The sequence below is a fragment of the Sphingomonas donggukensis genome (genome assembly GCF_023674425.1).
Taxonomy (GTDB): Bacteria; Pseudomonadota; Alphaproteobacteria; order Sphingomonadales; family Sphingomonadaceae; genus Sphingomonas; species Sphingomonas donggukensis.
The window spans coordinates 1,227,028-1,249,039 of record NZ_CP098401.1 but is presented as its reverse complement, the minus strand read 5'-3'; the positions used below and the strand labels follow the sequence as shown (position 1 = coordinate 1,249,039).

Genomic DNA, 22,012 nt, shown 5'->3' with positions numbered 1-22,012 from the left:
GCGACCGATCTCTCGATACGCCTTCTCGACAAGCTCGAAGGCTACTCGAGACGAACGGTATATGTGGTCGGGCTCAATGCAGCTTCGCGATGCTCAGCCCATCCTCCTTCGCCCGCGCCTTCACCGATTCCTCGCTACGCGTCAGCGCCTTGGCGATCGCCTTCAGCGCCATGCCCTTCTTGGCCAGCGTGTGCAGCTTCTGAACCTCGTCCTGCCGCCACGGCTGCTTGTGCCGCTCGAACCCTTCGCCCTTAGCCATGCATGTGCCACCCGAACACGGCCATCGCCGCATGGAGCGTCAGCGCGAACAGGCAAAGGGTCGACAGCGCGAACAGCATGAAGCGCACCGATACCTTGTTGAAGGTCGCCTGCACCAGGCTGTGCGCGATCCGCAGGCCGACATAGCCCCACGCCAGCCACGCGTTGAAGCCGTCGCCGGTCCCCGTCATCGCGATCACCAGCGCGACCGCGTAGAAGATCGTCGGCTGTTCGAGCAGGTGCATGTAGTTGTGGGCAACCCACTGCTTCTCGGGCGGCAGGATAGCGTCGAGCTGCCCCGGCTTGCTCCCGCGCACCTTCGTGATGTCGATTCCCGCCGCCTTCATCGCGGGCAGCCGCGTGACGACCATCCACACCAGCATCACCAGCGTCCACGCGATCAGCACGACCACCGGCTGCAAGATGTCACGACCCATGAAAAAAACCTCCCCCGATTGCGCGGGGGAGGCTGCATCATTCGGTAGTCGAGGGCAATCGCGCGATTGCAAATTCAGTGTGCTCCCGCGCAGGCGGGAGCCCTGGGCAACAATCGGCGGCCCCTGTAACTCTGGGCTCCCGCCTACGCGGGAGCACGGAGTGACTGTCGGTTGGGCTCAGCCGAAAATCGACGCCCACTTCCGCTTCGCCCGGTCCTTCCAGTGCCCGCGATGATAGGCATCGCTCGCCAGCAGCGGCATGACCGACCCGGCCTCGGCGAACACCATCTGCTCGATCCCGGTGTTCACCTTGCCCCACGACGCCGCCTCCTGCAGCGTCGAGGACGAGCACGCCCCGTCGCGGACGTCGGCGACGGTGATCTGCACCGCATACTTGTGAACCGCGACGTCCTCGTGACCCAGGATTTCGGCGCAGACGACGGTGTCCTGGATGAAGTTCTTGGGCACGCCGCCGCCGATCATCAGCAGGCCGGTGGTGCCTGCCTGGATCTTGATCTCGGTCAGCTCGCGGAAGTCGGCGATGGCGTCGAGCACCATGTACGGCTGGCCGGCCTTGGCACGGTCGACCTGGTGCTTGACCAGGCCGAAGCCTGCGGACGAGTCCACGAACGCCGGGCAGAAGATCGGCACGTCATGCTCGTAGGCGAGCTTGACCAGGCTGTTGTCCTTCTTGCCGTGCTCGACGAGGTACTTGCCCATCTCGCGGATGAACGCGCGGCTCGAATAGGGCTTGGCCTCCAGCGTCTCGGCGATCTCGAAGATGGTATGGTCGACGTTCTGAAGCGCTTCCTCGTCGATGTAGGTGTCGTAGATGCGGTCGATGTAGAGCGAGCGCAGCGTGTCGTCGTCCGGGATCTCCAGCGCCTGATAATGCTTGTGGCCAAGCCCTTCGAAGAAATCCATGTCGACGATGGTCGCGCCGGTCGCGACGATCACGTCGACCATGTTGTTGCGCACCAGCTCGGCATACAGGTCCATGCAGCCGCCCGCGCTGGTCGATCCGGCAATCACCAGGCAGACGGTGCAGTCCTTGTCGGCCAGCATCTCGTTGTAGATCTTGGTCGCACGGCCGAGGTCGCGGCTGGTGAAGCTCATGTCCGCCATCGCATCGACGATCGGCCGCGCGTCGAACGACGTGATGTCGATGTGCTTGACCTGCTTCGACAGCAGTTCCGCCTTGCGGGTGTCGTTGATCGGCGGGTTCGCCGCGGCGGTCTTGGTCAGGGTATCGGTCATTTCGATCTCCGTTCCCCTCCCGCTTGCGGGAGGGGCTAGGGGAGGGCGTGTCGCCACTCCGGATAGGAACAAGCCCTCCCCCGACCCCTCCCGCAAGCGGGAGGGGGGAAGAGCGGCGTGAAGCTGAAACCTGTTACAGCGTGACGACGTTCGACGCGACCCGCTCGTCTGCGGCAACGTACAGCGACGCCATCGGTTCGTCGGTAACGATCACCGTCTGGTCCGATCCGAAGCCGTTGAACGTCGTCCGCATCGCGCAGCCATAGGCGCCGAGCATCCCGACCTCGATATAGTCGCCGGCCTGGACGTCTGCGGGCAGCAGGAACGGCCCGGTCATGTGGTCGAGGTCGTCGCACGTCGGGCCGTAGAAGCTGAAGGCCATGTCCTTCGCGCGGCTGTCCGGCTCGCGCAGCAGGCGGACGGGAAAGCGCCAGCCGATGTGCGCGGCGTCGAACAGCGCGCCATAGGCGCCGTCGTTGATGAACAGTTCGTCGCCGCGACGCTTCTCGACGCGCACGATCAGCGACGAATATTCGGCGCACAACGCGCGGCCGGGTTCGCACCACAGTTCCGACGAATAGCTGACCGGCAGCGATTCGAACGCGCGGTGGATCGTCTCGAAATACCGCTCCAGCGCCTGCGGCTCCATGCCGGGATAGACGGATGGGAAGCCGCCACCGACGTCGATCACATCGACCGTCACCGCCGCCTCGACGATGGCTGCGCGCACCCGCTCCATAGCCTGCGCATAGGCGTCGGGCGACATCGCCTGGCTACCGACGTGGAAACAGATGCCGAGCGCGTCGGCCGCCTGGCGTGCCGCGAACAGCAGCGCTTTGGCCTCGTCGGGCATCACCCCGAACTTGGACGCGAGCGACAGCTTCGACAGGTCCGACGACACGCGGATGCGAACGCACAGCGTCAGGTCCGCGGCGGCCACGCCGTTCCACGTCGTCGCGCGGACGATCTTCTCCAGCTCCTCGAGCGAATCGAGGCTGAAGGTGCGCACGCCGTGTTCGAAATACGCCTGGTGGATCGCTTCCTCGGCCTTGACCGGGTGCATGAAGCACAGGGTCGCCTCCGGCAGCTCGCGCGCCACCAGCCGCACTTCACCCAGCGACGCGACGTCGTAATGCGTGATACCGCTGTCCCACAGGATGTGGAGCAGGTCCGGGCTCGGGTTCGCCTTCACCGCATACATCGACCGGCCCGGAAACTTCTCCACGAAGAAGCGGGCGGCGCGCGCAGCGGCGTGCGGACGAACGAGCGTCACCGGCTGGACCGGTGCGCCCTTGGCGATTGCGACGGCGTTGTCGGCCGTCGAGGGGACAGCTAGCCCCAGCGCTCGATGATCGTTGTGCAATTCAAGGGACCTCCAGTGCCAGGGGCACGCCCCCGGTCTTCAGCTACGAAAATCACTGCCTTGCGGTGGAAGTCCCATGGGGCAGCGGAGGCGGGCAAATAGGGTCACCGGACCCCCATGTAAAGAGTTTCTATCGCATCGCTTTTGCGGCAAGGACGAGCCGTGACCATCGTGCGACAACCGACCCGCGCCGGGGTGCGCGACGCCGCGGCAAAGGTGGCGGCCATCCTGCCGCCCACGCCGCTTTTCTTCGCCGAAATCAAGGGGGTGGAGGTCGCCTTCAAGGCCGAGTCTCTGCAACCGATCGGCGCGTTCAAGATCCGCGGCGCGTGGCACCGCCTGACCGCGATCGACGAATCCCAGCGATCGAAGGGCGTCGTCGCCTTCTCCAGCGGCAACCATGCGCAAGGGGTGGCTTGGGCGGCGCGCGAGCTCGGCATGCCCGCGGTCATCGTGATGCCCGAGGATGCGCCGCGCGTGAAACGCGATTCGACCCTCTCGCTCGGCGCCGAAGTTGTCGGCTGCGACCGCGGCAAGGGCGTGCGTGAGAAGATCGCCGCGCATCTGGCCCACGCCCGCGGTGCGGTGCTGGTGCCGAGCTTCGACGACGCCTGGGTGATCGAGGGACAGGGCAGCGTCGGCATAGAGGCCGAGGACCAGTTCGAGGAATTCGGGCTGGACGACGGCATCGTCCACGTCGTCACGCCCTGCGGCGGCGGCGGGCTGGCCGCCGGCCTCGCGCTCGCGCTGCCCGACGCCGCGATCACCGTGGTCGAGCCCGAGGGTTGGGACGACATGCGCCGCAGCCTTGAGGCCGGCTGGATCGAGGAGGCCGCCGACGAGGCGCCCCCCACCGCTTGCGATTCGCTCCAGACGCGGCGGGTGTCGCAACTGACCTTCGACGTCCTCTCCCGCCGATCGGCCACCGGCGTGGCCGTGGCCGAAGCCGAAATCCGCACCGCCCAACGCTGGGCCGCGCATAATTTGCGGATAGTGGTCGAGCCCGGCGGAGCGGTGGCGATCGCGGCGTTGCTCGCCGGCAAGGTGACGCCCGAGGAGGGTATGCTGGTGATCGTGTCGGGCGGCAACGTCGATGCGGACGCTTATGCCGCGGTGTTGGGGCGCGATGACTGATTTCGCCCTATCCCCGCTCGCGCACACCCCATTACCGTGCGTGTCGAGTAGAGACCGAGTAGCGGCGCAGCCGCGTATCGAGGGCTCGTATCGAGACAGCGTTGCCTGGGCGCAGCCTCTCGATACGCGCTTTCGATACGGCCTGCGGCCTGTTCAATCGCTACTCGAGACGAACGGAGGAGGGGGGAGGCAGTGACCAATCTCTTTCCCGCCATCGCCATGCTTGCCGTCTTCGCCCTGACCTTCGGTGGCATCCAACTCCTGCGCCGCGGCAGGGCGGATCGCACGAAGGGCGTGCTGATGCTGGTCTGCGCCGCGGTGTTGCTAGGGAATGTGGCGATCTGGACGGTTTAAAAGTGAATTTTGGTAATTTGGCCCACAAATCGCTCGGGTTTTGCCTTTAACATTAAGACATTTTTCCTAAAGTTTGCATCGATACGATTGCTGTGCTTGCATCTTCTATGCGGCAATCTCTTGAACGTCTTGAATAGGGGAGCATTATGCGGTTGGTCGACCGACGAGAGCCTCTAAAGGCGATGCTGGTATTGATTGCGGTTGTCATAATACTTATAGAATTTTACCTCATTGTGGGCGGCCGATGGATTTTCATAGCTTCATCCGAATATCAAACTAGCGACGCGGTGTCTGAGAGATTCTATCAACGCGACGCCACGGCGCATTGGAGAGTGCTTAATTGCCGCTACTGGACCGGTAGGTCGGCCCAAGAGATAACCTTCGGATCACAGTAGGAGACAGCACCGCGAGAATGCCCGTTCATATTGGCTGCTTCGTGAGTTTGATCTAACTTATCAGCGCTTTTCTAAAAGCACCGCCATCGGCAAAGCCGATGCCGTCGGACGGCGCCGGTAGCGCCGCCGGCCGGGCGTGGCCCAGCTTCGCACTTCGCCTCAGCGAATAGGCGAATTCGGGTCCAGCCGCATGTCCAGATACTTGTCCACGCTGCCCATCAACTGCGGCATTTCGTGTTCGAAGAAGTGGTTCGCGCCCGGAATCGTATCGTGGTGGATGGTGATGTGGCGCTGGGTGCGCAGCTTGTCGACCAGCTTCTGGACCGCGAGCGGGGTGACGACTTCGTCGTTCTCGCCCTGGATGATGATGCCGCTCGACGGGCAGGGCGCCAGGAACGTGAAGTCGAACATGTTGGCCGGCGGCGCGATCGAGATGAAGCCGCGGATTTCCGGGCGGCGCATCAAGAGCTGCATGCCGATCCACGCGCCGAAGCCGAAGCCCGCGACCCACGTCGTCGACGCTTCCGGATGGAAGCTCTGCACCCAGTCGAGCGCGCTCGCCGCGTCGGACAGTTCGCCGATGCCGTTGTCGAAAACGCCCTGGCTCTTGCCCACGCCGCGGAAGTTGAAGCGCAGCGTCGCAAAGCCACGGCGCTGGAACGTCTTGTAGAGTTCCTGGACGATCCGGTTGTTCATCGTGCCCCCGGACGACGGGTGCGGATGCAGGATCATCGCGACCGGCGCGCGGGGGCGGGGGGCGGGGGCGAAACGCCCTTCGAGGCGGCCTTCGGGTCCGGGGAAAATGACTTCTGGCATCGGGCGACCTGCGATCTGAAAAAGGGCGCGGAACCATGCGGACGCATGGCGCGCGAAGAGCACGGCGCTATATAAGGGTGGCGCGCCGACGCGCAATCACTTCGAAAGGCCGCTGCCCTGCCGACCCGCCTGTACCTCGATCACGCCGCGACGACGCCGCTGCACCCGACCGCGGCGCAGGCGGTGACGCGCGGGCTGGCGACCTGGGCCAATCCGTCGTCCCCGCACGCCGAGGGGCGCCAGGCCCGCGCCGCGTTGGAAAGCGCGCGCAACGTCATCAAGGGCGCGTACGGCTGGGCGGGCGAGCTGATCCTGACCAGCGGCGCCAGCGAGGCGATCGGCATGGCGCTGACCCGCGCGCAGGCCGCGAGTCGCATCATCGCCGCGACCGAGCACGACGCGGTGCTGCGCGTCGCCCCCGATGCGATCCGCCTGCCGGTCGGCAGCGACGGGCGAGTCGATCCGCACGTGCTGCGCGAGCTGCTCGCTGACGCGCCCGCCCCGGCGCTGGTCGCGATCCAGTGGGGCAACAGCGAAACCGGCGTGATCCAGCCGCTGCGCGCGATCGCCGACGTGGTGACCGAAGCGGAAGGCGTGTTGTTCGTCGATGCCGCGCAGATGCCCGCCAACTGGCGCGGCGAGGACCAGCCGCAGGACGTCGCCGACCTGATCGCCATTTCCGGCCACAAGCGCGCCGGCCCCGCTGGCATCGGCGGGCTGCTTGTACGCAATCTCGCCCTGCTGCTGCCGACCGGCGGACAGGAGCGCGGCTATCGCGGCGGGACCGAGAATGTGCCGGCTGCACTCGGCTATGCCGCCGCGGTCGCCATCCCCGAGGATCTGGCGGCGATGGCCGGCATGCGCGCGCGGCTGGACGCTGCGATCGCGGCGCTCGGCGGCGAAGTCGTCGCCGGCACCGCCCCGCGCAGCCCGCACATCGCCTCCTATCGCCTGCCCGGCCTGTCGGCGGCGGCGCAACTCATCCGGTTCGACATGGCGGGAATCGCGGTGTCGGCGGGATCGGCGTGCTCGTCGGGGACGATGCGCCCCAGCCACGTGCTCGGCGCGATGGGGTGGGAGGGGGCGGCTGCGGGCGAGGTCATCCGCGTCAGCTTCGGGCGCGACACGACGCCTGCCGATATCGAACGCTTCATCACCGCCTGGGCGAACATCGCCCGCGAAGTGCGCGCGCGCGCCGCCACCACCACAGAGACGCCGGCGTGACCTATCTCGATTACCAGGCGACGACCCCGCTGGCCCCCGAGGCGCTGGCGGCGATGTTGCCCTGGCTGGAGCATCAGCACGCCAACCCCCATTCCGCCCACGCCCCGGGCCGTGCCGCGCGTGCCGCGGTGGAGGCGGCACGCGCACAGGTCGCCGCGCTGTTACCTACAGGGGGCACGGTCACCTTCACCAGCGGCGCGACCGAGGCGCTGAACTGGGCGATCAAGGGCACGCGCGGGGGCATCGTGACGCTGGCGACGGAGCATGCCGCGGTGCTCGACACCGTCACCGCGAGCGGACGCGCCGCCACCGTGTCGCCGGTCGACCAAGACGGGCGCGCCGACCCGAACATCCCCGCCGGCACCGGGCTGGTCGCGGCGATGCTGGTCAACAACGAGATCGGCGTGATCCAGCCAATCGCCGCCATCGCCGCGCGCGCGCGCGACGCCGACGCGCTGATGCTGTGCGACGCGGTGCAGGGCTATGGCCGCATCGCCATTCCCGACGGCTGCGACCTGATCGCCATATCCGCGCACAAGATCCACGGACCGAAGGGCATCGGCGCGCTCTGGATTCGCGACGGTATCACGCTCGCCTCGCTGCTTCACGGCGGCGGGCAGGAGGCGGCGGGACGCTCGGGCACGCTCAGCCCGGCGCTGTGCGCAGGCTTCGGTGCCGCGGCGAAGCTCGCCGCCGACCGATCCGACGCCGACGCCGCGCACGTCGCCCGCTTGTTCGACCGCGCGCTCGATCGGCTCGGGGCGGACTGGGTCGTCAACGGATCGCTCGAGCAACGCTACAAGGGCAACCTCAACATCCGCCGCGACGGCCTCGACGTGGCGCGGTTGATGAGCGAGTGCCGCGACATCGCCTTTTCGGCGGGATCGGCCTGCGCCAGCGGATCGGGGCGGCCCAGCCACGTGCTCCGCGCGCTCGGGCTCACCGACGCGCAGGCCCGCTCCAGCATCCGCATCGGCTTCGGACGCTACACCACGGAGGCCGAACTGATCGCCGCGCTCGACCGCATCGACGCCGCCGCCCGCGCCCAGCGGATCGCGGCATGATCCGCGTCCGTTTCGTCGCCACCGACGGCAGCGTGCAGGCGGTCGATGCGCCCGAGGGCTATGCCCTGCTCGAAGTCGGGCAAAACGCCGGCCAGCCGCTGGAGGGCACGTGCGAGGGGCAGATGGCGTGCTCCACCTGCCACGTCATCGTCGCGCCCGAGGATTTCGCCCGCCTGACCCCGGCAAGCGAGGAGGAGGAGGACATGCTCGACCTCGCCCTCGGCGCCTGCCGTACCAGCCGGCTGGCGTGCCAGATCGTGCTGACCCCCGAGCTCGACGGCCTGACCGTCCGCATGCCGCCCGGCGCGCGCAACATGCAGGGGCGGTAGGCCAAGCTGAACGAAGCGTTCAGGCGAGGCTCATGGCCGGGGCCTATCTTCACCCGAAGCCCGCGTAATGGGCGAGTTGAGGAGATGGACCATGAAATTGTTCGCTCTTGCAGCGGCCGGACTGGTCGCGGTGACCGGCATCGCCGCCACCCCGGCCGAGGCGCAGTACCGCGGTGACGGCTATTATCACCAGGACCGCGGCTGGAACGATAGCCGTGACTACCGCCGCTGGGACCGCGACCGCAACTGGCGCGACGACCGCGGATGGCGCGGCGACCGACACTGGCGCGGCAACCGCGGCTGGCGCGACCGCAGCCGCGTCGCGTGCCGCTGGGACCGCGGCTATTATGGCCGGGTGAAGCGGTGTTTCCGGGTGTATCGGTGAGGCGGGTGGATGGTTGAGGCCATCCGCCCAAACCACATCCGTTCGCTTCGAGTAGGGATCGAGCTTGTCGAGAGCCCGTATCGAGAAGGCCCCTCGATGAGGCACCCCCCTCTCGATACGTCGTCTCGACAAGCTCGACGACTACTCGACGCGAACGGAATTGGGGTGGGGAGCGGGACGCCAGGGTGTGTATCCGTGCTGCGGCGCATGGCGTAAGTTAACGACCCCTCTAGCGAACGACAGCTCAAGACCGCTTGCGACACACAACCGCTTGATCGCGCCGCGCTCTCCCCCTATCTGCGCCCACGGAAGTCGGGCGGACGGGGTCGTCGCCAACCTGGTCAGATCCGGAAGGAAGCAGCCACAACGATTTCGCCCCGGGTCGTCCGGCTTCCACCGCATAGTTTGCAAGAGCGCGATTGTATCGCGCCATGCAAACAAGCGCGGCCGGCGGGCCAAGCCCGTCCGACGACGCGGCTTCGCCGCGGCGCAGCCGCCCGGCAAATTACCCAGCAATCACAACGACTTGCGCTGATCAACTCGGATGCGCAGCACTTTCCTCGCTCGCCGGCGTCCGCCCGTTATCCTGAATCGCATCGCTATACGCGGCTGTTTCGTCAGCCACCCCGGCCTCCTCGATCTTCTTCGCCGCGTCTTTCGCATCGATGTCGGTCGGTTTCCGCTCGTCCATGCCATCCTCCTGTGTCACACCCCATCAACGCGCCGACCGCGGATAAGCCCCCCAAGTTTCGCTGTCCTAAGCATTCGCCCGGCGCTAATCCGGAACGCATGATCCCGCCGCTCCCGACACCTGCGACCCTGCCGCCCCGCACCCCCCCGATCGGCCGTCAACTTTGTCAACATTCGCGCAGGCACGCGGCGTGAGCGACGGCTTCGATCTCGGCGAGCCGCCGCAGCCCAAGGGCGCCGCCTACCGCGTGCTGGCGCGCAAATATCGGCCGCAGACGTTCAGCGAGCTGATCGGCCAGGACGCGATGGTCCAGACGCTGGGCAATGCCATCAAACGCGACCGGCTGGCGCACGCCTTTCTGCTGACCGGGGTGCGCGGGGTCGGCAAGACGTCGACCGCGCGGCTGATCGCGAAGGCGCTCAACTGCATCGGTCCGGACGGGCAGGGCGGGCCGACGATCGACCCGTGTGGCGTGTGCGAGCCGTGCCGCGCGATCGCCGAGGGCCGCCATATCGACGTTATCGAGATGGACGCCGCCAGCCACACCGGCATCGACGATATCCGCGAGATCATCGAGGCGTCGCGCTATGCCGCGGTGTCGGCGCGCTACAAGATCTACATCATCGACGAAGTCCACATGCTGTCGAAGGCCGCGTTCAACGGCTTGCTGAAGACGCTGGAGGAGCCGCCCGGCCACGTGAAGTTCCTGTTCGCCACGACCGAGGTGAACAAGGTGCCGGTGACCGTCCTGTCGCGGTGCCAGCGGTTCGACCTGAAGCGCATCCCCGCCGACCTGCTCGCCGATCACTTCGCGCGGGTGGTGAAGGCCGAGGGCGTCGAGGCGGAGGGCGACGCGCTCGCCCTGATCGCCCGCGCGGCGGAAGGCTCGGCGCGTGACGGCCTGTCGATCCTCGACCAGGCGATCGCGCATGCCGATATCGAGGGCGGGGCGGTGAACGCCGCCGCGGTTCGCGACATGCTGGGCCTCAGCGACCGCGGCGCGATCCGCGCGCTGTTCGCCGCGCTGCTGGCGGGCGAGGCGGCGCCGGCGCTGGCCGCGCTCCGCCAGCAATACGACCTCGGCGTCGATCCGGCGGCGGTGATGAAGACGCTGCTCGAAACGGTGCACGGCGTGACGCTCGCCAAGCTCGGGGCCGACATGGGCGCAGGCCAGGCGGCGGAGGAGCGCGAGGCGCTGGCCGACTGGGCGGCGGGGCTGTCGTTCCCGGCGCTCCATCGCCTGTGGCAATTGCTGCTGAAGGGCCATGAAGAAGTGTCGCGCGCCGCGCTGCCGATCGAGACGGCGGAGATGGCGCTGTTGCGCGTGATCCATGCCGCCAGCCTGCCCGATCCCGGCGAGCTTGCCCGCCAGATCGCGACCGGCGCCACGCCGACCGCGCCTGCGCTCCCTGATCGCGCCGCCACGCCCGCCGAATCGGCGTTGCCGAGCAGCGTCGCTGCGCTTGCCGACCTGCTGGAAGGGGCGAGCCGCCATGTCCTTGCCGCCGGGGTCCGCAACCGCCTGCGCCCGGTGCGCTACGACCCGCCCGAACTGGTGATGAGCAGCGCGGTGCCGATGCCCGCCGACTTCGCCCGCGACCTCGCCACCGACCTGCGCACGATCACCGGGCGGGCGTGGAAGGTGACGAGCGATCCCGCGCAGGGCGAGCCCACGCTCGTCGAGCAGGCCGCGGCGGTGAAGGATGCGGAGCGGGCCGCCGTGCTCGCCTCTCCGATCGTCGCGGCGGCGATGGACCATTTCCCCGATGCCGAGTTGATCGGCTGGACGAACAGCAAAAGGGCATGAAGCAGTGAAGAGCATCGAAGACATCATGGCGATGGCGCAGAACGTCCAGGCCGAGCTGACCAAGGCGCAGGCCAATCTCGACGAGATCGAGGTCGAGGGCGCGTCGGGCGGCGGTCTGGTCAAGGTGAAGGCGTCGGCGAAGGGCCGCATCATCGCGATCGACATCGACGCGTCGTTGCTGCAGCCGAGCGAGAAGCAGATGGTCGAGGATCTGGTCGTCGCCGCCTTCAACGACGCCAAGGCGAAGGCGGATGCCGCATCGCAGGCGGAGATGGGCAAGATGACCAGCGGCCTGCCGCTGCCCCCGGGCTTCAAGCTGCCGTTCTGATGCGATCGTTGCGCGGCGGGAACGTAATTCGCGCGGCGCCGTTATCGCCCCATCATCAAGTGTAATGAAGGGGATGCGTAATGAGCGATGATCGAGTGACCGAGACGACTGTCGTCCGTGAACAGCCTGTGCACACCACGACCGTCGTCGAGCGGAGCGGTGGCGGCGGCGGGCTGCTGATCGGGCTGATCGTCCTGATCGTGGTCGCGGTCGGTGCCTTCTTCCTGCTGACCCAGAACAGCAGCGAGACGCGCAAGAACAACGCCATCACCGCCGCGGCCAAGGACGTCGGGTCCGCCGCGAAGGACGTCGGCGATTCAGCCAAGAAGGCCGTCGAGTAACGCCATTCGCGTAGATGTAGGGCTGGAGTCGTGGGCGCAAAGCCTGCGGCTCCGGCCCTATCCTATTTCAGGCAGGCATCGAGCCCGTCGTTCCGCACGACCCCGATCCGCCGGCTGATCGTGTTGCCATATCGGCGCGTGAACCCCGTGGGGCTGATCCCCGCGCGCTTCTTGGGGAGCGGCAGCACCGCCGCCAGCTGCGCCGCCTCGCGCGGGGTCATTGTGCCCGCACCATGCCGGAAATAGCGCCGCGACCCGGCCTCGACCCCGTAGGTGCCGATGCCCGTCTCCGCGACGTTCAGATAGACTTCCATGATCCGGCGCTTGCCCCAGATCGTCTCGATCAGGACCGTGAAATACGCCTCCAGCGCCTTGCGCGCATAGCCGCCGCCCTGGAACAGGAAGACGTTCTTCGCGGTCTGCTGGCTGATCGTCGATCCGCCGCGGATGCGCCCGCCCTTGCTGTTGCGATACGCCGCCGCCGCGATCGCCTTATAGTCGAAGCCCGAATGCGCGCAGAATCGCGAATCCTCCGCCGCAATCGCCGCGCGGGGCATGTCGCCGTCGATCCGGCTGAGCGGCACCCAGTCCTTGGTCACGCCGTGCCCGCCGATGACGTCGCCGATCATCGTCCAGGTAATCGGCGGCGGCACGAAGCGGTAGAGGATCGTCATCCCGACCGATGCGAGCAGGAAGGCGAGCACGACTGCTCCGATCCAGCGCATAATTCGCTGGGTCAGCGTCGGGCCCGTCTTTCGACGGCGGCGTGCGGTGGTGGTGCGGGCGTGGGCTGGCATCACCCGACGCCTAGGAGCAATCGCCCGCGGGTTTCAACCCCGCCTGCGACAGGGGTCAGACGGCAAGCAGTCGCTTGCCGCCGGCCAGGCGCATCATCGCCTTCTGCAGCTTCTCGAACGCCCGCACCTCGATCTGGCGGACGCGCTCGCGGCTGACGCCGTACACCTGGCTCAGTTCCTCCAGCGTCTTGGGCTCGTCGGTCAGGCGACGTTCGGTCAGGATGAACTTCTCCCGATCGTTCAGGTCGTCCATCGCCTCGACCAGCATGTCGTGACGCACGGTCTTTTCCTGCGCGTCGGCGACGATCGTGTCCTGCAGCGGCGCATCGTCGGCCAGCCAGTCCTGCCACTGACCCTCGCCATCTTCGCGCATCGGCACGTTCAGCGACGTGTCGCCGCCCATCGCCATGCGGCGGTTCATCGAGGTCACCTCATCCTCGGTTACGCCCAGGTCAGTCGCGATCTTGGTGAGGTGCTCGGGTGACAGGTCGCCGTCCTCGAACGCATCCAGCTTCGACTTCATCCGGCGCAGGTTGAAGAACAGCTTCTTCTGCGCCGCGGTCGTGCCCATCTTCACCAGCGACCAGCTGCGCAGGATGAATTCCTGGATCGACGCGCGGATCCACCACATCGCATAGGTTGCGAGGCGAAAACCGCGATCGGGCTCGAATTTCTTCACACCCTGCATCAAGCCGATGTTGCCCTCGGAAATCAGCTCGCTGACCGGAAGGCCGTAGCCGCGATAACCCATCGCGATCTTCGCGACGAGGCGCAGGTGGCTGGTGACCAGCTGGGCCGCGGCCTCAGGGTCGCCATGCTCCTGAAACCGCTTGGCGAGCATGTACTCCTGCTCGGGCGCCAGAATCGGGAATTTCTTGATCTCGGCCAGATAGCGGTTGAGGCTCTGCTCCCCGCCGAGTGCAGGAATCGTCGCCGGGACGTTGCTGCCGTTTGCCATGACCTCGAATTCTCCCTTCAGCGCGCACCCGCCGTTCCGCGGCACCGCACAATATCTATACGAGAAGCTGGTTGAACAGTTCCTGCATGTCAGCAGGCATTTCGCTATCGAACGCCAAAGCGTTACTTGTGAGCGGGTGGATGAACCCCAGATGCGCCGCGTGCAATGCCTGCCGGCGGAAATCCAGCGTTTCCAGCAGCGCCCTATGGGCCGGTTTTGTTCTACCGTAAACCGGGTCGCCGAGCAAGCCGTGGCCGATCGACGTCATGTGGACGCGCACCTGATGCGTGCGCCCGGTTTCCAGCCGGCATTCGACGAGCGCCGCCTCCCGAAGCGGGCGGACCATGCGGTAGTGCGTTACCGCGCGTTTGCCGTTCGGCACGATCGCGACCTTCTTGCGGTTTTGCGCGCTGCGGGCGAGCGGCGCGTCGACGGTGCCTTCGCTTGGCGACGGACGCCCCGAAACGATCGCCTTGTAGCGGCGGTCGATGCTGTGCGCCTTGAACTGGCGGGCGAGGCCGACGTGCGCGCGGTCGGTCTTGGCGGCCACCATCAGCCCCGACGTGTCCTTGTCGATCCGGTGGACGATCCCGGGACGCGCGACCCCGCCGATGCCCGACAGCGATCCCCCGCAATGATGGAGCAGCGCGTTGACCAGCGTCCCGTCGGGATTGCCCGCCGCGGGATGGACGACGAGGCCCGCGGGCTTGTCGATCACGATCAGATGCTCGTCCTCATACGCCACCACCAGATCGATCGCCTGCGCTTCATTGTGGGCGGGCGCTGGGTCGGGCACCAGAATCGTGAACACCGCATCGGCAGCGGCCTTTCGTGCCGGATCTCGGATCAGGCCGTCGGGACCGGTGACCTGCCCGGTCGAGATCAGCGCCTTCAGCCGCTCGCGCGACATCGCCGGGACTGCATCGGCCAGCGCGCGATCAAGCCTCCAGCCATCGGCAGAGGCGGCGATGCGCGCTTCGATAGTGGAAACCCCCCGGTCCATGTGGCACGCGAGATGGGGATGACGCTCAGGATTTCAAGATCGGTGGCGGACGCCATCCTCGCCGAAGCGCGCGCCGGCGGGAGTCGCGAAGTGTGCGGCCTCCTGTTCGGCAGCGCGACGCGAATCGACACCGCCCTTCGCTGTGCGAACGTCGCCGAAACCCCCCACCGCGCGTTCGAGATCGATTCCGCCGCGCTGCTCGCCGCCCACCGTGCCGCGCGCGGCGGTGGGCCGCGGATCGCCGGTTGCTACCATTCGCACCCCTCGGGCACCGCCACGCCCTCACTACGCGACGCCGCCGCGGCGGCGCCGGACGGCTGGCTGTGGGTGATCGCCGGCGGCGGGGCGCTCGCCGCGTTTCGCGCGGTGGCCGCGGGCGCGATCCACGGGCGGTTCGATCCCGTCCCGCTCGTGATCGACGAAGGCTGAGCCGCTTGCGGCCAAGCCGGTTGCGGCCAAGCCGGTTGCGGCGGCGGCCAAGGTCCGCGTAAAGCCGGTGGATTGCCGGGAGCCCAACGCCTTGACCCTGTCCCCTACCGATTTCGCCAGCGTGCTCTGTTCGCGCCTGTGCCACGACCTGCTGAGCCCGGTCGGCGCGCTCAACAACGGGCTGGAGCTGCTGGCTGACGAGCACGACCCGGAGATGCGCGCGCGCTGCCTGGAACTGCTGTCGGAAAGCGCGAAGGCATCGGCAAACAAGCTGAAATTCTTCCGCCTAGCGTTCGGCGCGGCGGGCGGATTCGGCGAGAGCGTCGACACGCGGGAAGCGCGCGCAGCGATCAGCGGGCTGTTCGGCGACAACCACCGCGTCAAGGTCGGCTGGATGGTGGAGGAAGAGACGCTACCCAAGGGCGCCATCAAGGTTTTGCTGAACCTCGCGATGATAGGCGGCGACGCGCTGGTGCGCGGCGGGCAGCTGGATATAGGGGCTGAGACGGTCGGCGATCATGTCGAGATCGTGATCCGCGCGGAGGGTCAGCGCATCATCCTCGACGAGGAAATCCGCGCGACGCTGAGCGGTGAGGGCGACGGGGCGGTATCGGCGCGGTCGGCGGCGGCGCACCTCGCCCGGTCGCTGGTGCTGGAGGGCGGCGGCGAGCTCCAGGTGTCCGACGCAGACTCACCCGTGCTAATGTTCGGCGCAATTCTGGGCGCGGCGTAAACGGCGCCTTAACCAGCATCGTCCAAGGATCGTCCGTCAGTGCGGCGGGGACCGATGGACGAGCTTCTTCAGGAATTCATTGCCGAAACGCGCGAGACGCTCGAGGCTCTCTCGGGTGAGATCGTCGCGTGGGAGGCTGATCCGGCCGATCGCGCGCGGCTCGATGCGATCTTCCGCTTCGTCCATACCGTCAAGGGCAGCTGCGGCTTCCTCGACCTGCCGCGGCTCGCGCGGCTGAGCCATGCTGCGGAGGACGTGTTGGCCGCGGTGCGCGACGGCACCCGCACGCCCGACCGCGCACTCGTCAACGCCGTCCTGGCGATCGTCGACCGCATCGGCGAGCTGGCCGAGGCTATCGATGCCGAAGTCGCGCTGGACGACAGTGGCGAGGACATGCTGATCGCCGCGCTGGCCGAGGGGCAGGAGGCGATTGTCGCCACTGCGCCGACGGGGCCGCGCGCGCCGGCGCGCAGCGTCCGCCTGAACGTCGACCTGCTCGACCGGATGATGTCGGGCATGTCGGACATGGTGCTCGCCCGCAACGAACTCGCCCGGCGCGTGCGCGACGAGGATCCCGATCCGGCGCTGGAGGCGGCGCTGGAGCGGCTGTCGGCGACCGTCGCCGACATGCGTGATACCGTCACCCGGACCCGGATGCAGACCGTGGACGCGCTGTTCTCGGCCCTGCCGCGGATGGTGCGCGACACCGCCGCCAGCCTCGGCAAGTCGGTGACGCTGCACATCGAGGGCGCCGACGTCGAGCTCGACCGCGAGATGATCGAGGTGATGCGCGACCCGCTGGTCCATATCATCCGCAATTCGATCGACCACGGTATCGAGCCGCCCGCGATCCGCCGAGCCGCCGGCAAGCGCGAGAACGGGCGCCTGACCGTCAGCGCGCGCCAGTCGGGCAACCAGATCGTGATCGAGATCGCCGACGACGGGCAGGGGATCGACACCGACCGCCTGATCGCGAAGCTGGTCGCGAACGGCGCCCGCGACGAGCGCGAACTGCGCGCGCTGAGCGCCAAGGCCAAGCGCGAGCTGGTGTTCGAGCCGGGCCTGTCGAGCAAGGATATCGTCTCCGACGTGTCAGGGCGCGGCGTCGGCATGGACATCGTGCGCACCGCGATCGAACAGATCGGCGGGCGGATCGAACTGGACAGCGTCGTCGGCCACGGCCTGCGCATCGCCATCCACGTGCCGCTGACGCTGTCGATCATCCCGACGATCGTCGTCGGCGCGGGCGACCAGCGGTTCGCTATCCCCCGCCAGGCGATCGAGGAGATCGTGAGCGAACATGGCGAGGCGATCCGCATCGACCAGATCGGCGACAGCCAGGTGGTGACCGTCCGCGATCGCCGCCTGCCGCTGGTCGATCTCGCGGGACGACTACGGCTCGCCGCACCGGCGTCCGCGCAGCCGCGGATGCTGGTGATCGTGGGGATCGGCGTCGGCAGCTATGCCGTCGCGGTCGACGCGGTGCTGGACGCCGAGGAGCTGGTGGTAAAGCCCGCCGCGCCCGCGGTGATGGCGTGCGGCCTGTTCGCGGGCCAGACCCTGCCCGACACCGGGCGCCCGATGCTGCTGCTCGACTGCGCCGGGTTCGCAAACGACGCCGGGCTCCAGTTCGAGCGGGTCGCCGCGTTCGAGGACGACAGCGAAAAGATCGCCGATCCGACCGTATCGGCGCTGATGTTCCGCGACCTCGACGATCGGGTGCGCGCCATCGCGCTGGCCATCGTCGACCGCGTGGAAAGCGCCGCGCCCGATGCCATTTCGCATGCCGCCGGGCGCCTGCGCCTGACCGTCGACGGCCACATCATTCCGATCGCCGCGGTCGTCGATCCCGCCGGACACGGCACCGTCGGCATCCTGCGGCTGAAGGACGGGGCGAGCGAACTCGCCTACGCCATCGCCGAGCCGCTGGATATCGTGACCCTGCCCGCCGATGCGGTGTCCTCGGTCGGCGTCGGCCTGGTTTCGGGCGTGGTGCTGATCGACGACCAGCCGGTCGAGCTGCTCGACCCGCACTGGCTGTTCGCCACCCACGCCGCGTCCGCCGGCACCGCCGACGAACGTCCGCTCTGCCTGATCGAGGGCGATGCCGCCTGGTTGACGCATTTCGTCCGCCCGATGCTGGAACAGGCCGGATACCGCGTGACGGCGACGCTGGGCCGCGGCGATGCGCCCGCGGCGGTGCTGCGACTGGACGAGCCCGGCGATGCGGGCGGGGAGGGCGGGGGCGCCGTCATTCGCCTGGCCCACGCACCGGGCGGTATCGGCGGAATCTACCGCTACGACCGCAATGCCATCCTCGCCGCGGTGGCGGCCCGGGTCTCTGGAACCGCCGCATGATGGAAGACCTCTACCTGATCGCCCACGTCGCCGGTCGCACCGTCGCCATCGCCTCTGCGCAGGTCGAATCGGTGGTCGATATCGGCGAGGTCACCGCCGTGCCGCGCGCGCCCGACCAGGTCCGCGGTCTCGCCGCGCTGCGCAGCCGGGTGGTGACCGTCGTCGATACCCGCGCCGCACTGGGGCTGGAGGGGCGCAGCGCCTCGGGCCGCGCCATCATCGTCCATGACGAGGGGCATCATTACGCGATGCTGGTCGATGCCCTCGACGATATCGCGCCGTTCGTGCGCCAGCCGCTGGCGGGCGGCATCGGCCTGTCGCCGGCTTGGCGCCGGGTCGCGCTCGGCCTGATCGAGCGCGACGGCGAGCCGGTGCTGGTCGTCGACCTCAACGCGCTGATCCCGCGCGGGCTGGCGGCGGCGGCATGAAATCGTTTCGATTAACGCGACGCTTACGCTTGTGCGCCCATGAAGGGACGGCAACGCCTGCAACGGGAAGTGCGAACACATGAAGACCTGCCTCGTCGTCGACGATTCCAAGGTGATCCGCAAGGTCGCCCGTCACATCCTCGAAACCCTCGATTTCGAGGTGCGCGAGGCCGGTGACGGTCGTGAGGCGCTCGATGCCTGCATGGCGACGCCGCCCGACGTGATCCTGCTCGACTGGAACATGCCGGTGATGAGCGGCATGGATTTCCTGCGCGCGCTGCGCGACACCGACATCGGATCGAAGCCGAAGGTCGTGTTCTGCACGACCGAGAACGGCATGGCCTATATCCGCGCCGCGATCGAGGCGGGCGCCGACGAATATGTCATGAAGCCGTTCGATCGCGAAACGCTAGAGAGCAAACTCCAGATCGTCGGCATGGCCTGAGCGTTCCCGTGACGCTCGCCACCCATAATCGGATCGAGGCGGAGCCCGCGCCGTCGATCGCCAGCGTGCTGATCGTCGACGATTCGATCGTCGCGCGGGCGGCATTCGGGCGGATCATCGACGCGACCGCGCGCTTCGTGGTGGCGGGAGCCGTGGGCACGGTGGCCGCCGCGCTCGACTTCCTCGACCGGCACCGGGTGGAAATCGTTCTGCTCGACCTCGAATTGCCCGGCACCGACGGCCTGACCGGCCTGCCCGACCTGATCGCGGCGGGGCAGGGTGCGAAAGTGTTCGTGGTGTCCGCCGCCGCCGGCGAAGGCGCGGTCGCGACGCTGCAGGCACTCGCGCTGGGGGCCGCCGACACGCTGGTGAAGCCCGGCCTCGGCGCCGGGGGACGACGTTTCTCCGACGTGCTGATCGAGCGGCTCGAGCGGCTGGTCGATGCGAACCCCGATCCGCTGCCGGCAGCGCCGCCCCGTGCCGAGCATGCGCATCCGCCGTTGCCGCCGTTCGACATCGTCGCGATCGGCGCCTCGACCGGCGGCATCCACGCCCTCAGTGCGCTGCTGCGCGCACTGCCCGCGACCTTCGACGTGCCGATCCTGGTGACCCAGCATCTGCCGGCGTCGTTCATGCCCTATTTCGCTGCGCAGCTCGCGCTGCTCGCCGGGCGGCCGTGCGACGTCGCCGAAAACCATATGCGCGTCCGTCCGGGCCGGATCGTGATCGCGCCCGGCCACGCCCATATGCGGCTGGCGAAGATGGACGACGGCGCCTCGATCCGCCTGACCAGCGAAGCGAGCGCCAGCGGGTGCCTGCCCTCGGTCGATCCGATGTTCGCCTCGCTGGCCGAGGTGTACGGGAAGCGCGGCCTGGGCGTCGTGCTGAGCGGCATGGGCCGCGACGGCGCGATCGGCGCCCGCGCCCTGACCGCCGCCGGCGCATCGGTGGTGGTGCAGGACCGACGGACCTCGGTGGTCTGGGGGATGCCCGGCGCCGTCGCCAACAGCGGCGGCGCGACCGCGGTGCTGCCCCCCGACGCGATCGGTCGGCTGATCGCGCTCCAGCGGTCGGCGCCCGGTGCGGCGACGCTGGGCGTGGCGCGGTGATCCAGGCTCCGATCGCCCACCCGACCGGCTCGGCCACCGCCCTCGGCATGATCGCGCGGCTGCTGGAGGATCGCACCGGCCAGCAGATCGCGGCGTCGCGGGCATGGCGGCTGGAAACGACGCTCAAACCCCTCTTGCGGGACCACGGCATGACGACCCTCGATGATCTGGTGAGCGGCCTGGTGACGGCACGCGATGCGAAGCTGTCCGACCAGGTCGTCGATGCGCTGCTGAACCAGGAAAGCTCGTTCTTCCGCGACGCCGCGGTCATCGACCTTGCCGGCGATGCGGCGCAGGCGCTGCATGCCGAGCGCCAGCGCCGTCTGCGCATCTGGTCCGCGGGCTGTTCGAACGGGCAGGAGCCGTTGAGCCTCGCCATCCTGTGCGAAGAGCGCGGCCTTGGCGAGGATTCGGTCGAGATCGTCGCGACCGACGTGTCGCACGGCGCGATCGCCCGCGCGAAGACCGCAAGATTTTCGCAGTTCGAAATCCAGCGCGGCCTGTCGATCCGCCGCATGATGACCTGGTTCGAGGGCGGGGGCGAGGACTGGACCGCGCGCCGCGAGCTCGTCCGCCGCATCCAGTTCCGCCAGCAGAATCTGGTGACCGATCCGGCTCCGGCGGGGGGATTCGACATGATCCTGTGCCGCAACGTCCTGCTGTACCTGTCGCCGGAACTGCGCGCCGCGACGTTCGAGAACTTCGCCAAGGCGTTGCGCCCCGGCGGCGTGCTGGTGCTCGGCGCGAGCGAAACCGTGATCGGCCAGACCGACCGCTTCGCGCCGTCCGATCGCTGGCGCGGGCTCTACACGCTCGCTGCCCGGCGCGATTAGGTTGCGTTTCGCGGGCGTCCGCCGCAATCTCGCCCGCGATGGACTTCATCGACAGCCCCTCGCCGAATTTCGACGATCGCCTGATGCCGATATCGGCCATCGTGCTCCACTATACCGGCATGGAGGATGCGCCCGCCGCGCTCGCCCGGCTGTGCGATCCCGCCGCGAAAGTGTCGTCGCACTATCTGGTGTATGAGGACGGCACGATCCACCGCCTGGTGGCCGAGGACAAGCGCGCCTGGCACGCGGGGCGCTCGCACTGGCGCGGCCTCACCGACCTCAACAGCTCGTCGATCGGGATCGAGATCGTCAATCCGGGCCACGAGTTCGATTACGTGCCCTATCCCGATGCGCAGATCGACGCGGTCGTGCGGCTTGTGTCCGACATCAAGGATCGCCACCGGATCAGCCGCGGCAACGTCGTCGGCCATTCCGACATCGCGCCGGCCCGCAAGCGCGACCCCGGCGAGCTGTTCCCGTGGCATCGCCTCGCCCGCCTGCGCCTCGCGTTGCCGCGCCCGACCAAGAATTTGATGGACCCGGGCTGGACCGAGGCCGGGTTCCTGCTCGCGCTCGAACGCTTCGGCTATGACGTCACCAATCCGATGGCGGCGATCAGGGCGTTCCAGCGGCGTTTCCGCCCCGAGCTGATCGACGGCGAGATCGACGCGGAGTGCCGCATGATCCTGCTCGCGCTGCTGCTTCCCAAACCGACCGGCGACGAGTAGGACGGCCG

General features: G+C 68.0%; 26 protein-coding genes and 1 other RNA gene. 18 read left to right on the top strand and 9 right to left on the bottom strand.

Translation table 11 applies throughout. The features are described from left to right. Window positions 1-73: 73 nt before the first annotated feature. The 4 genes from M9980_RS06110 to M9980_RS06095 form a co-directional block, all read right to left on the bottom strand. On the bottom strand, window positions 74-259 hold the full coding sequence (locus tag M9980_RS06110) for a hypothetical protein (RefSeq protein ID WP_250754450.1): 186 nt from the start codon (window positions 257-259) through the stop codon (window positions 74-76). Beyond that, the gene (locus tag M9980_RS06105; RefSeq protein WP_250754448.1) at window positions 252-695 is read right to left on the bottom strand and encodes an MAPEG family protein; all 444 of its coding nucleotides are present in this window, start codon (window positions 693-695) and stop codon (window positions 252-254) included. Before M9980_RS06105 ends, M9980_RS06110 begins: the two co-directional genes overlap by 8 nt. A gap of 177 nt (window positions 696-872) precedes the next feature. Next, window positions 873-1,952: a 1,9-bis(guanidino)-5-aza-nonane synthase gene (locus M9980_RS06100; protein WP_250754446.1), complete on the bottom strand. Its 1,080-nt coding sequence runs from the start codon at window positions 1,950-1,952 to the stop codon at window positions 873-875. A gap of 133 nt (window positions 1,953-2,085) precedes the next feature. Beyond that, complete coding sequence (locus M9980_RS06095) at window positions 2,086-3,315, bottom strand: type III PLP-dependent enzyme (RefSeq protein WP_250754445.1); 1,230 nt, start codon at window positions 3,313-3,315, stop codon at window positions 2,086-2,088. Window positions 3,316-3,477: 162 nt separating this feature from the next. Between M9980_RS06095 and M9980_RS06090 the strand changes: the two genes are divergently transcribed. After that, window positions 3,478-4,449 carry a threonine ammonia-lyase gene (locus M9980_RS06090; RefSeq protein WP_250754443.1) on the top strand — a complete coding sequence of 324 codons (972 nt, stop codon included), beginning with the start codon at window positions 3,478-3,480 and terminating at the stop codon, window positions 4,447-4,449. A gap of 192 nt (window positions 4,450-4,641) precedes the next feature. After that, window positions 4,642-4,803 carry a hypothetical protein gene (locus M9980_RS06085; RefSeq protein WP_250755079.1) on the top strand — a complete coding sequence of 54 codons (162 nt, stop codon included), beginning with the start codon at window positions 4,642-4,644 and terminating at the stop codon, window positions 4,801-4,803. Between the two features lie 554 nt (window positions 4,804-5,357). Here M9980_RS06085 and M9980_RS06080 read toward each other — a convergent pair. Then, entirely contained in the window at window positions 5,358-6,014 is a 657-nt protein-coding gene (locus tag M9980_RS06080; protein WP_250754441.1) for an alpha/beta hydrolase, read from the bottom strand. A gap of 117 nt (window positions 6,015-6,131) precedes the next feature. Between M9980_RS06080 and M9980_RS06075 the strand changes: the two genes are divergently transcribed. From M9980_RS06075 to ffs, 5 genes are all read left to right on the top strand, one after another. Further along, on the top strand, window positions 6,132-7,238 hold the full coding sequence (locus M9980_RS06075; protein WP_250754796.1) for a cysteine desulfurase family protein: 1,107 nt from the start codon (window positions 6,132-6,134) through the stop codon (window positions 7,236-7,238). Next, a complete protein-coding gene (locus M9980_RS06070; protein ID WP_250754439.1) occupies window positions 7,235-8,302 on the top strand; it encodes a cysteine desulfurase family protein in 1,068 nt (355 codons plus the stop codon). Before M9980_RS06075 ends, M9980_RS06070 begins: the two co-directional genes overlap by 4 nt. Continuing rightward, on the top strand, window positions 8,299-8,631 hold the full coding sequence (locus tag M9980_RS06065; protein WP_250754437.1) for a 2Fe-2S iron-sulfur cluster-binding protein: 333 nt from the start codon (window positions 8,299-8,301) through the stop codon (window positions 8,629-8,631). Before M9980_RS06070 ends, M9980_RS06065 begins: the two co-directional genes overlap by 4 nt. Window positions 8,632-8,722: 91 nt before the next feature. Continuing rightward, window positions 8,723-9,016, top strand: a complete 294-nt coding sequence (locus tag M9980_RS06060) for a hypothetical protein (RefSeq protein WP_250754435.1) — start codon at window positions 8,723-8,725, stop codon at window positions 9,014-9,016. A 305-nt stretch (window positions 9,017-9,321) separates the two neighbouring features. Beyond that, an RNA gene (ffs, locus tag M9980_RS06055) (signal recognition particle sRNA small type) lies at window positions 9,322-9,416 on the top strand. A 135-nt stretch (window positions 9,417-9,551) separates the two neighbouring features. Here the strand turns inward: ffs and M9980_RS06050 are convergent. After that, window positions 9,552-9,707 carry a hypothetical protein gene (locus M9980_RS06050; protein WP_250754433.1) on the bottom strand — a complete coding sequence of 52 codons (156 nt, stop codon included), beginning with the start codon at window positions 9,705-9,707 and terminating at the stop codon, window positions 9,552-9,554. Between the two features lie 190 nt (window positions 9,708-9,897). Here M9980_RS06050 and M9980_RS06045 point away from each other — a divergent pair, with 190 nt between their 5' ends. The 3 genes from M9980_RS06045 to M9980_RS06035 all read left to right on the top strand — a co-directional run bounded on the left by M9980_RS06045 (window position 9,898) and on the right by M9980_RS06035 (window position 12,183). Further along, the gene (locus M9980_RS06045) at window positions 9,898-11,514 is read left to right on the top strand and encodes a DNA polymerase III subunit gamma/tau (RefSeq protein ID WP_250754432.1); all 1,617 of its coding nucleotides are present in this window, start codon (window positions 9,898-9,900) and stop codon (window positions 11,512-11,514) included. A 4-nt stretch (window positions 11,515-11,518) separates the two neighbouring features. Further along, window positions 11,519-11,842, top strand: coding sequence for a YbaB/EbfC family nucleoid-associated protein (locus M9980_RS06040; protein ID WP_250754430.1), 324 nt, complete (start codon window positions 11,519-11,521; stop codon window positions 11,840-11,842). Window positions 11,843-11,922: 80 nt separating this feature from the next. Continuing rightward, window positions 11,923-12,183 (top strand): hypothetical protein, encoded by a 261-nt coding sequence (locus M9980_RS06035; RefSeq protein WP_250754428.1) that lies wholly within the window; start codon window positions 11,923-11,925, stop codon window positions 12,181-12,183. 62 nt (window positions 12,184-12,245) lie between these two features. Here M9980_RS06035 and mtgA read toward each other — a convergent pair whose 3' ends face one another. The 3 genes from mtgA to M9980_RS06020 form a co-directional block, all read right to left on the bottom strand. Then, entirely contained in the window at window positions 12,246-12,908 is a 663-nt protein-coding gene (mtgA, locus tag M9980_RS06030; protein WP_250754794.1) for a monofunctional biosynthetic peptidoglycan transglycosylase, read from the bottom strand. A gap of 127 nt (window positions 12,909-13,035) precedes the next feature. Next, on the bottom strand, window positions 13,036-13,938 hold the full coding sequence (gene rpoH / locus M9980_RS06025) for an RNA polymerase sigma factor RpoH (protein WP_250754426.1): 903 nt from the start codon (window positions 13,936-13,938) through the stop codon (window positions 13,036-13,038). Window positions 13,939-13,993: 55 nt separating this feature from the next. Continuing rightward, on the bottom strand, window positions 13,994-14,941 hold the full coding sequence (locus M9980_RS06020) for an RluA family pseudouridine synthase (RefSeq protein ID WP_250754425.1): 948 nt from the start codon (window positions 14,939-14,941) through the stop codon (window positions 13,994-13,996). Between M9980_RS06020 and M9980_RS06015 the strand changes: the two genes are divergently transcribed. From M9980_RS06015 to M9980_RS05980, 8 genes are all read left to right on the top strand, one after another. Further along, window positions 14,942-15,370, top strand: a complete 429-nt coding sequence (locus M9980_RS06015; protein ID WP_422921391.1) for a M67 family metallopeptidase — start codon at window positions 14,942-14,944, stop codon at window positions 15,368-15,370. Window positions 15,371-15,461: 91 nt separating this feature from the next. Next, window positions 15,462-16,103, top strand: a complete 642-nt coding sequence (locus M9980_RS06010) for a histidine phosphotransferase family protein (RefSeq protein WP_250754423.1) — start codon at window positions 15,462-15,464, stop codon at window positions 16,101-16,103. Between the two features lie 54 nt (window positions 16,104-16,157). Continuing rightward, entirely contained in the window at window positions 16,158-18,461 is a 2,304-nt protein-coding gene (locus tag M9980_RS06005) for a chemotaxis protein CheA (protein ID WP_250754421.1), read from the top strand. Then, a complete protein-coding gene (locus M9980_RS06000) occupies window positions 18,461-18,889 on the top strand; it encodes a chemotaxis protein CheW (protein ID WP_250754790.1) in 429 nt (142 codons plus the stop codon). The genes M9980_RS06005 and M9980_RS06000 overlap by 1 nt, the downstream gene beginning before the upstream one ends. A gap of 79 nt (window positions 18,890-18,968) precedes the next feature. Next, window positions 18,969-19,334 (top strand): response regulator, encoded by a 366-nt coding sequence (locus M9980_RS05995; protein ID WP_250754420.1) that lies wholly within the window; start codon window positions 18,969-18,971, stop codon window positions 19,332-19,334. An 8-nt stretch (window positions 19,335-19,342) separates the two neighbouring features. Beyond that, window positions 19,343-20,443, top strand: coding sequence for a chemotaxis protein CheB (locus M9980_RS05990; protein ID WP_250754418.1), 1,101 nt, complete (start codon window positions 19,343-19,345; stop codon window positions 20,441-20,443). Next, complete coding sequence (locus tag M9980_RS05985) at window positions 20,440-21,276, top strand: CheR family methyltransferase (protein ID WP_422921390.1); 837 nt, start codon at window positions 20,440-20,442, stop codon at window positions 21,274-21,276. The genes M9980_RS05990 and M9980_RS05985 overlap by 4 nt, the downstream gene beginning before the upstream one ends. Window positions 21,277-21,314: 38 nt before the next feature. Beyond that, complete coding sequence (locus tag M9980_RS05980) at window positions 21,315-22,004, top strand: N-acetylmuramoyl-L-alanine amidase (RefSeq protein WP_250754417.1); 690 nt, start codon at window positions 21,315-21,317, stop codon at window positions 22,002-22,004. Window positions 22,005-22,012: the final 8 nt, after the last annotated feature.

Bases quoted from the DNA above. Each gene is read 5' to 3' on its own strand.
- M9980_RS06110 (WP_250754450.1), bottom strand. From the start codon at position 259: ATGGCTAAGGGCGAAGGGTTCGAGCGGCACAAGCAGCCGTGGCGGCAG.
- M9980_RS06105 (WP_250754448.1), bottom strand. From the start codon at position 695: ATGGGTCGTGACATCTTGCAGCCGGTGGTCGTGCTGATCGCGTGGACG.
- M9980_RS06100 (WP_250754446.1), bottom strand. From the start codon at position 1,952: ATGACCGATACCCTGACCAAGACCGCCGCGGCGAACCCGCCGATCAAC.
- M9980_RS06080 (WP_250754441.1), bottom strand. From the start codon at position 6,014: ATGCCAGAAGTCATTTTCCCCGGACCCGAAGGCCGCCTCGAAGGGCGT.
- M9980_RS06065 (WP_250754437.1), top strand. From the start codon at position 8,299: ATGATCCGCGTCCGTTTCGTCGCCACCGACGGCAGCGTGCAGGCGGTC.
- M9980_RS06060 (WP_250754435.1), top strand. From the start codon at position 8,723: ATGAAATTGTTCGCTCTTGCAGCGGCCGGACTGGTCGCGGTGACCGGC.
- M9980_RS06050 (WP_250754433.1), bottom strand. From the start codon at position 9,707: ATGGACGAGCGGAAACCGACCGACATCGATGCGAAAGACGCGGCGAAG.
- M9980_RS06035 (WP_250754428.1), top strand. From the start codon at position 11,923: ATGAGCGATGATCGAGTGACCGAGACGACTGTCGTCCGTGAACAGCCT.
- mtgA (WP_250754794.1), bottom strand. From the start codon at position 12,908: ATGCGCTGGATCGGAGCAGTCGTGCTCGCCTTCCTGCTCGCATCGGTC.
- rpoH (WP_250754426.1), bottom strand. From the start codon at position 13,938: ATGGCAAACGGCAGCAACGTCCCGGCGACGATTCCTGCACTCGGCGGG.
- M9980_RS06020 (WP_250754425.1), bottom strand. From the start codon at position 14,941: ATGGACCGGGGGGTTTCCACTATCGAAGCGCGCATCGCCGCCTCTGCC.
- M9980_RS06005 (WP_250754421.1), top strand. From the start codon at position 16,158: ATGGACGAGCTTCTTCAGGAATTCATTGCCGAAACGCGCGAGACGCTC.
- M9980_RS06000 (WP_250754790.1), top strand. From the start codon at position 18,461: ATGGAAGACCTCTACCTGATCGCCCACGTCGCCGGTCGCACCGTCGCC.
- M9980_RS05995 (WP_250754420.1), top strand. From the start codon at position 18,969: ATGAAGACCTGCCTCGTCGTCGACGATTCCAAGGTGATCCGCAAGGTC.
- M9980_RS05980 (WP_250754417.1), top strand. From the start codon at position 21,315: ATGGACTTCATCGACAGCCCCTCGCCGAATTTCGACGATCGCCTGATG.